The sequence below is a fragment of the Vibrio sp. RC2502 genome (assembly GCF_054850435.1).
The window spans coordinates 977858-990785 of record NZ_CM141453.1 but is presented as its reverse complement, the minus strand read 5'-3'; the positions used below and the strand labels follow the sequence as shown (position 1 = coordinate 990785).

Below are 12928 nucleotides of genomic sequence, written 5' to 3'. Positions count from 1 at the left end.
AATCGGCATCACGGACTTCCCAACAGGAAAAGTGCATGAGTAACACGAAAAAACGGAATGATGAGAAAAGAAAAAGCCCGACTAAATTAGCCGGGCAAAGTTCCAGAACAAAAGGATCCTATCCCGCTCTCCTTGGGATAGAGTCTGCGTCTGTTCGATCAGTTTGACTGATCAAGCTCTGGAAACTGGTTTATTGGCGTTCAAATCACAATAAACAACACCAACAAATTCAGTTAGCTTTGGTGTTGATTACGCTTGGTATTTTTTGATAACCAATGTTGCGTTGGTACCACCGAAGCCAAAGCTGTTTGACATGACTGTCGTTAGCTCTGCGTCGCGAGCTTCTGTCACGATATCCAGACCTTTTGCCGCTTCATCCAAGTTTTCAATATTGATGCTTGGCGCGATGAAGTTGTTGTCTAGCATTAGAGTCGAGTAAATCGCTTCGTGAACACCAGCCGCACCTAGAGCATGACCTGTCATCGCTTTTGTTGCAGAGATTGCTGGGCTGTTGTCGCCAAATAACTCTTGGATTGCGCCTAGCTCTTTCACGTCGCCAACTGGAGTAGACGTACCGTGAGTGTTAACGTAATCAATGCTGTCAACGTCTTGCATTGCCATCTTCATACAACGCACTGCGCCTTCACCTGAAGGTGCTACCATGTCGTAGCCATCAGAAGTCGCACCGTAGCCTACGATTTCGCCGTAGATTTTCGCGCCACGTGCTAGAGCGTGCTCAAGTTCTTCGATAACCAGCATGCCGCCGCCGCCAGAGATAACAAAACCGTCACGGTCTGCATCGTAAGTACGAGACGCTTTTTCTGGCGTATCGTTGTATTTAGTTGATAGTGCGCCCATCGCATCAAACATCATCGTTTGAGACCAATCTAGCTCTTCACCACCACCTGCAAACACGATGTCTTGTTTGCCAAGTTGGATAAGCTCCATTGCGTGGCCGATACAGTGTGCAGATGTCGCACAAGCTGAACTCATTGAGTAGTTCACACCACGAATTTTAAATGGTGTCGCAAGACATGCTGATACGGTAGAAGACATAGTACGAGGAACCATGTAAGGACCTACGCGTTTTACGCCTTTCTCGCGCATAATATCGGTTGCTACTGTTTGGTTTAATGCAGAAGCACCACCAGAACCAGCAACGATACCTGTACGATCGTTTGAAACTTGTTCTTCAGTTAGACCAGCGTCTTCAATCGCCTGCTGCATTGATAGGTATGCATAAGCAGCCGCATCACCCATAAAGCGCATCTGTTTACGGTCAATATGCTCCGCAGGGTTGATTTTTAGATCACCCCAAACTTGCGAACGAAGACCGTGTTCTTTGAACTGCTCAGACGCAGTGATGCCAGATTTGCCCGCTTTAAGAGACGCTAGAACTTCTTCGACGTTGTTACCGATACTTGAAACAATACCCATACCGGTGATTACGACTCGTTTCATTATGACATTCCTATAATTCAAAAATCCGCTAGATGATAACTAAGATAGTCAACAAAAGTGGTCAGCTTTCCCATAAATTCGTACAATCGCCCCATTCTTACCGCGCCAAATCACAAATTTGCACCATTATGACTTCAATTAAAAATGCTGAACTTGGTTGGAACGAAGCTGGCACGCCGGTTTCTGACCAATTTGATGATGTTTACTTTTCTAACGTAAACGGTCTTGAAGAGACACGCTACGTTTTCCTCAAACAAAATCATCTCCCAGAAAGATGGCAGGAATTTGACCAAAGACGCTTTGTTATCGGTGAAACCGGATTTGGCACGGGACTGAACTTTCTTGCTGTATGGCAATGGTTTAATGAATTTCGTCGTAACCACCCAGATGCAGCGCTAAAAGAGCTGCACTTCATTAGTTTTGAAAAATACCCGCTAAGCCTAGCGGATTTGAAAAAAGCACATGAAGCGTGGCCGGAGTTGGCTGAGTATGCAGAAAAGCTGCAAAAGCACTACCCTGCTGCCGTACCTGAGTGTCACCGCATTGTGCTTGAAGATGGCGCAATTACACTCGACCTTTGGTTTGGAGACATCAAAAACTGCATGCCGCAAGTCCCATACAACGAACAAGGTTTGATTGACGCTTGGTTTTTAGATGGATTCGCACCAAGTAAAAACCCAGAAATGTGGAACCAAAATCTGTTCAACAACATGGCTAAGTTAGCCAAGCAAGACTGTACAGTTGCCACTTTTACCGCTGCGGGCTTTGTGCGTCGAGGATTGAACGAAGCTGGCTTTGCAATGAAAAAAGTCAAAGGCTTTGGCACCAAGCGTGAAATGATCGCAGGTTCGATGGAACAACGCGAAAAGCAATCGAACCATCTTGCGTGGTTCAATCGCACGGCGTCCAGCAATCTTGATTCGATTGCCATAGTCGGAGGTGGTATTGCCAGCGCGGCGTTAGCGAAAACGTTGGTTCGTCGTGGCCAAAACGTCATGCTTTACTGCAAAGACACTCAACCAGCCGAAGGGGCATCTGGCAACCGTCAAGGTGCCGTTTATCCTCTGCTTAATGGCCCGCATACAGGTGTATCTCGTGTGTTTGCGCCAGCATTTTTGTTCGCACGTCAATTTGTCGAGCAAGCAGCGCAAGAAATCGATTTTGACCATGATTGGTGTGGTGTAACTCAGTTGATGTGGGATGACAAATCCACAGACAAACTAGAGAAAATGCTTGAGGGAAACTTCACTCCAGCGCTCATTCGTAAATTGTCTGCGGAAGAAACGGCGGAGACAATCGGCTTATCCATTGATATGGCATCGGTTCATTATCCAATGGGCGGTTGGTTGTGCCCTGCGGAATTAACTCGCGGGCTGATTACTCAACTAGAAAAAACCGATCTTTTTGAAGCAAAGTTCGAGCATCAAGTCGAGTCACTAACTTGGGACGAAGCGCGTCAGCTTTGGACATTAAAGGCGAACGGCCAGAACTTCGAACATTCAACCGTTGTAGTTGCTAACGGCAACGAGTTCCAAACACTAAGCCAAACTGAAGCCTTACCGATGGGACAAGTAAAAGGACAAGTGAGTCACGCGCCAGCAACGAAAACCCTATCTAAACTCAAAACTGTACTGTGTTACGACGGTTACATGACGCCTGTTAACCCAAATAACCAACACCTTTGCATTGGTGCCAGTTACGATCGCAGTCATTTAGACTATGAGTTTGATGAAAACGCACAACGAGAAAACGTAGAAAAGTTGGTCAAATGCATTCCAAATCAGGAATGGACCAAAGAAGTGGATACATCGGGCAATTTGTCACGCCAAGGTATTCGTTGCGTGAGTCGAGACCATCTGCCATTTGTTGGGAACGTAGGTGATTTCGAAACAATCAAAACGCAATATGCAGATTTGCAAAATAAACCAGAAGAAGAGGTTGAAGCGATTCACCAATTCCCTAACCTTTTCTGCTTCTTAGGTTTAGGCTCGCGAGGCCTAAGCTCCGCGCCTCTGTTGGCAGAAGTGTTGGCCTCGCAAATCTGTGGGGACCCGCTGCCACTCCCTGTCGATGTGCTGACAGAACTTCACCCAAGCCGTATGTGGGTACGCAAATTACGTAAAGGTAAAGCGATTACCGAGCTTTAAATCGGCACCAAGCAGACAACTACATGGATATTAAGTAGATAACGAATAAGAGATTCCCAAGCCCGCGAAATCACGCGTCGGGAATCTCTTTTTAATGGCGTATTACTTGAGCAATGCGACGGCTTGTTTCACTTGCTCTGCAATTTCTTGATTTACAATCTCACCCGACTCCAAGTCAAAGTTCTCGTAAAAACTTGGTACCGAAAGCGACGCTTTAACGTCCGCTCCAAAAAATGACGCTGAACCCGTTGCCGCCGCTAGCACGCTTTGTGCACCACCAGGGCCCGGTGACGTAGCAAGGTAAACTACCGGTTTATTTTGGAACACATTGCGCTCGATACGCGTTGCCCAATCGAACAAGTTTTTGTAAGCCGCAGCGTAAGAACCGTTGTGCTCTGCAAATGATACAACGATGGCATCAGCTTGCTCTAGCTCGCGTAAAAAAGCGATTGCGCCTTCCGCTTGACCGATTTCTTTCTCTTTGTCTTCACTAAACATTGGAACGTTGTAGTTGTTTAAATCCAACACGTTCACTTGCGCGCCTTCTACTTGTTGAGCGGCGTAAGTAGCAAGCGTTTTGTTGATTGAGGTTGAGCTGGTAGAAGCACCGAATGCGACAATTTTCATGGTTATATTCCTTTGTTCACGTTTTATGCTTTGCAGAATAAAAGTTAAACAGGCTGGCAACAACCACAAAAATCTTATGGAGAGATTCGAATATTTCGAAGGAGTTGATTTCAACTAAAAGGCGAGATAACGATAGAAAAGATATGCTCAGAAATAGCCAAGAAGCACGCCTAGAATAAGGTGACGTTTGATATAACCCGTTGAAAAAAATAGTCACAACAAGGTTAACAGGCTTTCATCCAGCTACACTGAGCACTCATTTACAGCAATTCGTAGATATTATGCTTGTGATTGCAGCTCTTGCCATAGATCACTAACAATCACGCGATCCGCAGGCGTCAGTTCTGCGCGAGCTTCTTCTAGGCTGTTCGCGATACGAGATTTTAGCTCTTCAACATCATTGATGCCGTCTTCTTCACAAGATGCGGCAGACAGAGAGATGTGACCACGTAGATAACCACCAGCAAACAGTTCATCATCAGATGCGTTTTCAATACGAGCATCAATCAGTTCTAGTAGTTTTTCTTCAAATTCAATAATCATGGAGTTTCTCTGAGGTTATTTGGGTTACTTAACGCTAAAATCAGACGCTTCCAGCGGCTTAGTTTGGTAAAACGCACGTAAGGCGTCCGAAAGCATTTTTACTCGCGGTGGCAAACCTGCTTCCAAAATACCTAATACTTCTTTATGCACTTTTTGCATAAAGCCAAGCCTATCTGGTTCAAAATCGCCGTGTAGATTGTCACAACTGACCGTAAAAGGGAAGCCAGCACTCGTGGCAAGAATCCATTCGTAAGCTTGAGGGCGAATTTCTACTTTTTCGAACTCAGCTTGTACGGCTTCGGTGCGTCCATCCGGCTCATACCAGTAGCCAAAATCTTCCATTAAACGACGTTCAGGACCAGCGACACACCAGTGCGCGATTTCGTGCAGAGCAGAAGCGTAAAAACCTCGAGCAAAAATAATACGATGGTGAGGATGCTCATCATCAGCTGGCAGATAAATAGGCTCATCACCACCAAGCTCTAGCGTGGTGTTGAATTGCTCAAGAAAAGTGTTATTGAAAATGGTGATTAGATCTTGGTATTCGTGGGTCATCGTCGAGTCTGTACTTCAAATTGACATGCGCTGCGCATTGTCGCTGTTTTTGCAAATAAGGTAAAGGCATCCCACAGTTTTGGTTATTAGTTGAATTTATCTGAACCGACCTTTCTCAATACAATTTCTCATTCGTCAGCGTACTCATTTACTAATACACTCTCGCCTTATTTTGGTGCCACTCAAATTGCTGTTTTTCAAGCAGTTTGATTATGAGCATGTTGCTGGTTTTAATCACTTTTTAAGACTGATTAAGCCGTTTGTAAGTGTTGTTACTGCCCTAACCATTTTGTAATGGATAAACGGTAACTTTTTACTTTGAGTGTTCCCCTATGTTGCTAAGTGTGTTGTATATCATTGGTATCACGGCTGAAGCCATGACAGGTGCGTTAAGCGCTGGTAGAAGAAAAATGGACTGGTTTGGCGTTATGTTGGTAGCGAGTGCGACAGCCATTGGCGGCGGCACAGTGCGTGACATTTTATTGGGCCACTATCCTCTTGGTTGGGTCAAAAACCCTGAGTTTCTGGCTATCACCTGTGTTGCTGGCGTACTAACGACTGGCCTCGCGAAATGGGTGATCAAACTAAAAGGCTTGTTCATTCGTCTTGATGCACTGGGTTTGATTGTATTTAGCATCATCGGTACCAAGATTGCGATGGGCATGGGCTTGCACCCAGGCATCTGTATGGTGTCTGCATTGGTGACTGGCGTATTTGGTGGCTTACTTCGCGATTTGATCTGTCGCCAAACTCCGTTGGTACTGCATGAGGAGCTATACGCTTCTATCGCGTTGATAGCATCCGGCCTTTACCTTGCGTTACTGGAATTCAGCGTACCAGACGTAACAGCAACCATTGTTACCCTTGTTGTGGGTTACGTACTTCGTATGGCAGCGGTTCGATTTAAGTGGCGTTTGCCTTCTTTCCAGTTGGAAACCGAAAGCTCGCTCCACTAAGTTAAGAAAAAGAACAAAAAAGAAAAGGTTGCTCCATGAGCAACCTTTTCTTGTATTTAGAGCACCAAACTTAAATCTTTGGTGTTTCTGTCGTTACGCCGTGGTTTTGCCCACGATGACGCAGTAAGTGATCCATCACAACAATCGCCAGCATGGCTTCAGCAATAGGCACAGCACGAATGCCGACACATGGGTCGTGACGACCTTTCGTGATGAGCTGAGTGGGTTCACCTTCTTTAGTGATCGTGTCACCCGGAACCGTAATGCTTGATGTTGGCTTAAGTGCAATATTCGCAACGATGTCTTGACCTGTTGAGATACCACCAAGGATGCCACCAGCATGGTTGCTACCAAAACCTTGCGGAGAAAGTGGGTCACGGTGCTGACTGCCTTTTTGGTTTACTACATCAAAACCATCACCGATTTCGACACCCTTCACCGCGTTGATGCTCATTAGCGCGTGCGCAATGTCTGCATCCAAGCGGTCAAACACTGGTTCACCAAGGCCAACAGGTACGTTGGTTGCAACAACCTGAATTTTCGCACCAATTGAGTCGCCTTCTTTTTTTAGGTCGCGGATCAGTTGATCAAACGCTTCCACTTTGTCTGCATCTGGGCAGAAGAACGCGTTGTTTTCAATTTCGTCCCAGTCGACTTTATCAATAGAAACATTGCCCATTTGTGACAAGTAAGCGCGGATTTCTACGCCAAATTCATCTTTCAGATATTTCTTCGCGATTGCACCTGCAGCCACACGCATCGCAGTTTCACGGGCTGACGAACGGCCGCCGCCTCGATAGTCACGAATGCCATATTTTTGGTGGTAAGTGTAATCAGCATGTCCCGGGCGGAACTTATCTTTGATATCTGAGTAATCTTTTGAACGTTGATCGGTATTTTCGATCAACAGGCCGATTGAAGTGCCTGTGGTTTTGCCTTCAAACACGCCAGAAAGAATTTTAACTTCGTCCGGTTCACGACGCTGTGTGGTGTAACGTGATGTGCCAGGACGACGACGGTCGAGATCCGTTTGCAGATCTGCTTCTGTAATTTCTAATCCCGGAGGACATCCGTCTACGATACATCCCAGTGCGATACCGTGACTTTCTCCGAATGTTGTCACTCGAAAATGTTGTCCGATACTGTTTCCTGCCATTACTTCCTCAAGTTATTGTCGCCACGCTCTCTGATTGAGCGCAACTGCTTTCCAATTCTTCGTGGATTCATAGTGGCTTTATTACGTTTTGATGTAAAGAGTTAATATCGATGAGTTATGCATAAAAAAACACCGAGCATCAGGCTCGGTGTTTTGAGGTTTTTGGGAAAGACGGATTAGTCTTTGTACAGTTTGAACTCTTCTGCACAATCAACCAGTTGCGCACGAGTCAGCATAAATACGCCGTGGCCACCGTTTTCAAATTCAATCCAAGTGAATGGAATTTGTGGGTACTGGTCCATCATATGGATCATTGAGTTGCCCACTTCACAGATCAAGATACCGTCATCAGTTAGGTAGTCTGGCGCGTTCGCAAGAATACGGCGAACCAATTTCAGACCATCGGTACCCGCAGCCAAACCTAGCTCAGGTTCATGCGTGAACTCTTGTGGCAGGCTGTTCATGTCTTCTTCATCCACATAAGGTGGGTTAGACACGATGAGGTTGTATTTCTCTTTTGGCAGATCACGGAACAGATCCGAACGGATTGGGAACACTTGTTGTTCCATGCCGTGATCTTGAATGTTTTGTTCTGCAACTTGAAGCGCGTCCGCTGAGATATCAATCGCGTCAACTTCTGCTTCAGGGAATGCGTGCGCACATGCAATCGCAATACAGCCACTGCCCGTACATAGATCCATGATTCGAGTTGGCTCTTCTACCAGCCAAGGTTGGAATTCCGCTTGAATCAATTCACCAATTGGAGAACGTGGCACAAGAACACGCTCGTCAACGAAGAACTCAAGACCACAGAACCACGCTTTGTTTGTTAAGTAAGCCGTTGGCGTACGCTCGTTAATGCGTTTTACTACTCGCTCAACAATGCGTAGACGCTCACTTGTAGTTAGGCGAGAGTTCAATACATGCGGAGGCACATCGATCGGCAAGTATAAGGTTGGCAGGATAAGCTGAACGGCTTCATCCCACGCGTTATCAGTACCATGACCGTAAAACAGGTTCGCTGCATTAAAGCGGCTAACCGTCCAACGAATCATATCTTGAAGGGTATGCAGTTCCGATACCGCCTCTTCTACAAAAATCTTATCCAAAATTGCCTCCGAAAAGCGCTACAATACTGCCAATAAAGTTTATTAATGAAATTGTTTACCTAATGAGCAAAAAAGACACCGAACATGATGACGATTTCGCCTTGTTTAAGGAAGCAGTACAGGGCGTAAAAAAGTTGCGACAGGATACCATAATCCAGCAACCAAAAAAAAATACTAAGCAAAAAGAAATCAAACGCTCAAACCGAGAAGCGAGTGATTCTGAGTTTTACTTTTCCGATGAGTTTGTGCCTCGATTAAACGAAGAAGGCCCAACTCGCTATGCTCGTGATGATGTTTCTACTTATGAAGTGAAACGTCTGCGTCGTGGTGTCTACGTGCCTGACGTTTTCCTCGATATGCACGGCATGACACAGCAAGAAGCTAAACGCGAACTTGGTGCCATGATCGCCTATTGCGTAAAAAACGAAATTCACTGTGCGTGTGTTCAACACGGTATTGGTAAACACATTCTGAAGCAAAAAGCCCCACTTTGGCTGGCTCAGCACCCTGATGTGATGGCCTTCCACCAAGCACCGTTAGAATTTGGCGGTGACGGCGCGCTGCTGGTTTTGCTCTCTATTCCAGAGAAGTAACACATACACTCTAAGAATAAGAAAGGCAGGATATTCCTGCCTTTTGTTTATCTATATCTAATTTTTAAATGCTCATTTTAGATGTCTGTCTATTGTGAGAGATCGATTTATCTTTAGATAACGATGACTTAGATGCTTAAGGCGTAATATGCCAAAGCACCTCACCACGCTGTGTTTGTGGTTCGTATTCGATGCACACTAAACCAGAGGTTGGGAACATTGGAGGCGTCATCTCTTTCACAAACTCAGACGTCAAATAACCAACTAACGGTAAATGAGAAACAAACAATAGAGACTCTAGTTTCTCGACTTCAATGAGCGCATTCGCAAAATCAAACACGCAATCCGATTGACCGTATGGTGTGATGTCGTCACTGGTCTCGATGCTTTTTGTCGAGAAAAACGTACTGATTTCTTGCCAGGTTTGCTGAGCACGGATGTAGGGGCTCACCAACACTTTGTCAAATTGAGCAAAACCTTGCTCAGCACAAGCTCGTGCAACAGCCTCTGACTCGGTTCTGCCTCTTTGGGTCAGTTCTCTTGCTGCGTCTGAATCTGCGAAATGCTCAGCTTCGCCATGACGCATGATGAATATTTTCATGTTATTTCCTAGGGATAGCTAACGCTACCAAAAGGTTGACTGCTATCTTTATAGATAACCGGGGCTAATTTTAATAATGACGAAACAAAAATACTGATATAATTATCTGTTCATTATACCAATTCGCTTGCTAAAGATAGCGACTTTCTTAACAATCTATTAAAAAGAATATACTCAGTTCATCACATTCTACGATGAAGTCATGAACTCAGTGCATTCCTTCAAACAGCTCTACCCCATACGCAAAAGCGATGGGCCCAATGCAGTACTCTTACGAATAACAAAAATGCGGCAAGCAGTATTTGTCGAACGCAACATTTGCGCTACCCCCTTTGGGGTTCATAATTAATGTAATGCGAAATCTGGAGACGCATCGTGCACCTAAGTCCAAACGATTCAAACCAATACCGCTACCTTACTTTGAGTAATGGCTTGCGCGTATTGCTGATTCATTCTGATACAGCTCAACAGTCGGCAGCCGCCCTAGCTGTGAACGTTGGACACTTCGACGACCCAGTTGATCGTCAAGGTCTGGCTCACTATCTAGAACACATGCTTTTTTTGGGTACGGAAAAATACCCTAAAGTGGGCGAGTTTCAAAGTTATATTAGCCAACATGGTGGAACGAATAACGCGTGGACAGGAACGGAGCACACCTGCTTCTTTTTTGATGTCACTCCAAGTGCATTTGAAAACGCACTGGATCGCTTTAGCCAATTCTTTACCGAGCCACTGTTTAACGAAGAAGCATTAGATAAAGAGCGCCAAGCGGTCGACTCTGAGTACAAGCTGAAATTGAATGACGACTCGCGTCGCTTGTATCAAGTTAACAAAGAGGTCATCAATCCAGAGCATCCATTTTCAAAATTCTCTGTCGGCAATTTAGATACGCTTGGCGACCGAGATGGTCAGTCTATTCGTGATGAAATTGTCGAGTTTCATCATTCTCAATATTCAGCCGATCTTATGACGCTGACGTTGTTTGGGCCTCAATCTCTTGATGAGCAGCAAGCTTGGGTAGAAGCCATGTTCGCCGACATCCCTAATCATCAATTAAGTGGCAAATCGATTGATGTACCGATTGGGACTGAAGGCAGCACCGGAATTTTGGTTCAAATTGAGCCCATCAAAGAGTTTCGCAAACTCATTCTCACCTTCCCTATGCCGGGAATGGATAAACACTACGGCGTGAAGCCTCTCTCTTATTTCGCTCATTTGTTAGGTTACGAAGGCGAAGGGAGCTTGATGCTTCAACTGAAAAGCAAAGGCTGGATCACGTCCCTATCAGCCGGCGGCGGGGCAAGTGGCAGCAACTATCGTGATTTTACGGTCAGTTGTACACTCACACCAGAAGGGTTAGACCACGTAGATGACATCATTCAAGCAGTCTTCCAATATCTAACCATGATCAAACAAGACGGAATGAATGAGTGGCGCTACCTAGAGAAGCAAGCAGTATTGGAGTCTGCATTCCGCTTTCAAGAACCTTCACGCCCTCTCGATTTAGTTAGCCATTTAGTCATCAATATGCAGCATTATCAGCCGCACGATATTATCTATGGCGACTACAAAATGTCGGGCTATGATGAAGATCTACAACGTTCTCTGCTGCAATATTTATCTGTCGACAATGTCCGCGTTACGCTGATCGCCAAAGGACTTGAGTACAATCGCACTGCGGAGTGGTATTTCACCCCCTACTCCGTCACTACATTCAGTAGCGAGCAAAAACGCTTCTTCCAACAAATTGATCCGCGTTGGCAGTTTGTTCTGCCAGAGAAGAACCCGTACATTTGTTACGACCTCGACCCAATGCCCTTTGAAAACGGGGGCTCACTACCGGAGTTGATTGAAGATCTCGAAGGTTTTCGCCTGTGGCATTTGCAAGATGATGAGTTCCGAGTGCCGAAAGGCGTAGTGTACGTTGCGATCGACAGTTCTCACGCGGTCGCGTCGCCTAAGAATATTGTGAAAACACGTCTTTGTGTCGAAATGTTTTTGGACTCACTAGCCAAAGAAACCTACCAAGCTGAAATCGCGGGCATGGGCTACAACATGTATGCGCACCAAGGTGGTGTAACTTTGACGTTGTCGGGCTTCAGCCAAAAACTGCCACAACTGCTTGAGATGATTTTACGCCGTTTCGCCGCGAGAGAGTTTAACCCAACTCGGTTTGAAACCATCAAACAACAATTATTACGTAATTGGCGAAATTCATCTCAAGATCGCCCAATTTCTCAACTGTTCAACGCATTAACAGGTTTGTTGCAGCCCAACAATCCTCCTTTCGCGACGCTTGCAGAAGCGCTAGAAGAGATTGAAGTCGATGAACTGTCGACATTCGTCGAGTCGATTTTGGCGGAACTCCACGTAGAAATGTTCGTTTATGGCGACTGGCAACGTCAACAAGCGCATGATATGGCAACAACCTTGAAAGATGCCTTGCGCGTAAAAGAACAGCGCTACGAAGAAGCACTGCGTCCGTTAATTATGCTCGGTCAAAATGGCAGTTTTCAGCGCGAAGTGCATTGTAATCAACAAGACTCAGCGGTGGTAATTTACCACCAGTGTGAAGACATCGAACCGCGCAGCATCGCACTTTATTCTTTGGCCAATCACCTCATGTCGGCAACCTTCTTTCATGAGATTCGCACCAAGCAGCAACTCGGCTACATGGTCGGCACTGGTAACATGCCACTGAACCGTCATCCGGGGATTGTGCTTTATGTGCAATCACCAAACGCAGCTCCTGCGGAATTAGTCACCTCTATCGATGAATTTTTAAATGCATTTTACATGGTGCTTTTGGAGCTCAACGACTACCAATGGCACAGCAGTAAGCGTGGCCTTTGGAACCAAGTCGCAACCCCAGACACGACTTTACGTGGACGAGCGCAACGCTTGTGGGTAGCCATAGGCAACAAAGATACCGAGTTTAATCAACGCGAAAAAGTACTAGCCGAGCTCAAAAAGCTAACAAGAGCAGACATGATTCGCTTTGTCGTTAACGAACTGAAACCGAGAACAGCAAACCGGTTAGTCATGCACTCGCAAGGCCAAGCACATGTCGACGCACCTCGAATTCACTTAGGGCAAGAAATTGGTTCTATCGAAGAATTTCAGTTACGACCAAAAGATTGCGGTCTGGGCTAAGACCATCACCGTAACGGATAAAATGGG

At 45.7% G+C, this 12928-nt stretch carries 11 protein-coding genes; 4 read left to right on the top strand and 7 right to left on the bottom strand.

Translation table 11 applies throughout. From position 1 onward, the window contains the following. Nucleotides 1–249: 249 nt before the first annotated feature. On the bottom strand, nt 250–1461 hold the full coding sequence (gene fabB / locus ACYJZR_RS04675) for a beta-ketoacyl-ACP synthase I (protein ID WP_005460738.1): 1212 nt from the start codon (nt 1459–1461) through the stop codon (nt 250–252). Between the two features lie 128 nt (nt 1462–1589). Between fabB and mnmC the strand changes: the two genes are divergently transcribed. After that, nucleotides 1590–3608 carry a bifunctional tRNA (5-methylaminomethyl-2-thiouridine)(34)-methyltransferase MnmC2/FAD-dependent 5-carboxymethylaminomethyl-2-thiouridine(34) oxidoreductase MnmC1 gene (gene mnmC / locus ACYJZR_RS04670; protein WP_065780003.1) on the top strand — a complete coding sequence of 673 codons (2019 nt, stop codon included), beginning with the start codon at nt 1590–1592 and terminating at the stop codon, nt 3606–3608. 102 nt (nt 3609–3710) lie between these two features. Here mnmC and ACYJZR_RS04665 read toward each other — a convergent pair whose 3' ends face one another. The 3 genes from ACYJZR_RS04665 to ACYJZR_RS04655 form a co-directional block, all read right to left on the bottom strand. Then, complete coding sequence (locus tag ACYJZR_RS04665) at nt 3711–4235, bottom strand: NADPH-dependent FMN reductase (RefSeq protein ID WP_021453296.1); 525 nt, start codon at nt 4233–4235, stop codon at nt 3711–3713. Between the two features lie 279 nt (nt 4236–4514). Next, nucleotides 4515–4778, bottom strand: a complete 264-nt coding sequence (locus ACYJZR_RS04660) for a YfcL family protein (protein ID WP_005479532.1) — start codon at nt 4776–4778, stop codon at nt 4515–4517. Nucleotides 4779–4802: 24 nt separating this feature from the next. Continuing rightward, nucleotides 4803–5333, bottom strand: coding sequence for an elongation factor P hydroxylase (locus tag ACYJZR_RS04655; RefSeq protein WP_229614116.1), 531 nt, complete (start codon nt 5331–5333; stop codon nt 4803–4805). A gap of 332 nt (nt 5334–5665) precedes the next feature. On the opposite strand from ACYJZR_RS04655, the gene ACYJZR_RS04650 reads away from it, so the two are divergent. Next, nucleotides 5666–6289, top strand: a complete 624-nt coding sequence (locus tag ACYJZR_RS04650; protein ID WP_005457667.1) for a trimeric intracellular cation channel family protein — start codon at nt 5666–5668, stop codon at nt 6287–6289. 70 nt (nt 6290–6359) lie between these two features. Here the strand turns inward: ACYJZR_RS04650 and aroC are convergent, their stop codons facing one another. Beyond that, nucleotides 6360–7445, bottom strand: coding sequence for a chorismate synthase (aroC, locus tag ACYJZR_RS04645; protein WP_025500549.1), 1086 nt, complete (start codon nt 7443–7445; stop codon nt 6360–6362). 176 nt (nt 7446–7621) lie between these two features. After that, nucleotides 7622–8554 carry a 50S ribosomal protein L3 N(5)-glutamine methyltransferase gene (gene prmB / locus ACYJZR_RS04640; RefSeq protein ID WP_005457652.1) on the bottom strand — a complete coding sequence of 311 codons (933 nt, stop codon included), beginning with the start codon at nt 8552–8554 and terminating at the stop codon, nt 7622–7624. A 62-nt stretch (nt 8555–8616) separates the two neighbouring features. On the opposite strand from prmB, the gene smrB reads away from it, so the two are divergent. After that, nucleotides 8617–9147, top strand: coding sequence for an endonuclease SmrB (smrB, locus tag ACYJZR_RS04635; RefSeq protein WP_005457721.1), 531 nt, complete (start codon nt 8617–8619; stop codon nt 9145–9147). A gap of 136 nt (nt 9148–9283) precedes the next feature. On the opposite strand, the gene sixA is transcribed toward smrB, so the two are convergent. Next, nucleotides 9284–9748 (bottom strand): phosphohistidine phosphatase SixA, encoded by a 465-nt coding sequence (gene sixA / locus ACYJZR_RS04630; RefSeq protein WP_005457775.1) that lies wholly within the window; start codon nt 9746–9748, stop codon nt 9284–9286. 375 nt (nt 9749–10123) lie between these two features. Between sixA and ACYJZR_RS04625 the strand changes: the two genes are divergently transcribed. Beyond that, nucleotides 10124–12901, top strand: a complete 2778-nt coding sequence (locus ACYJZR_RS04625) for an insulinase family protein (RefSeq protein ID WP_406966045.1) — start codon at nt 10124–10126, stop codon at nt 12899–12901. Nucleotides 12902–12928: the final 27 nt, after the last annotated feature.

Bases quoted from the DNA above. Each gene is read 5' to 3' on its own strand.
- fabB (WP_005460738.1), bottom strand. From the start codon at position 1,461: ATGAAACGAGTCGTAATCACCGGTATGGGTATTGTTTCAAGTATCGGT.
- mnmC (WP_065780003.1), top strand. From the start codon at position 1,590: ATGACTTCAATTAAAAATGCTGAACTTGGTTGGAACGAAGCTGGCACG.
- ACYJZR_RS04665 (WP_021453296.1), bottom strand. From the start codon at position 4,235: ATGAAAATTGTCGCATTCGGTGCTTCTACCAGCTCAACCTCAATCAAC.
- ACYJZR_RS04660 (WP_005479532.1), bottom strand. From the start codon at position 4,778: ATGATTATTGAATTTGAAGAAAAACTACTAGAACTGATTGATGCTCGT.
- ACYJZR_RS04655 (WP_229614116.1), bottom strand. From the start codon at position 5,333: ATGACCCACGAATACCAAGATCTAATCACCATTTTCAATAACACTTTT.
- ACYJZR_RS04650 (WP_005457667.1), top strand. From the start codon at position 5,666: ATGTTGCTAAGTGTGTTGTATATCATTGGTATCACGGCTGAAGCCATG.
- aroC (WP_025500549.1), bottom strand. From the start codon at position 7,445: ATGGCAGGAAACAGTATCGGACAACATTTTCGAGTGACAACATTCGGA.
- smrB (WP_005457721.1), top strand. From the start codon at position 8,617: ATGAGCAAAAAAGACACCGAACATGATGACGATTTCGCCTTGTTTAAG.
- sixA (WP_005457775.1), bottom strand. From the start codon at position 9,748: ATGAAAATATTCATCATGCGTCATGGCGAAGCTGAGCATTTCGCAGAT.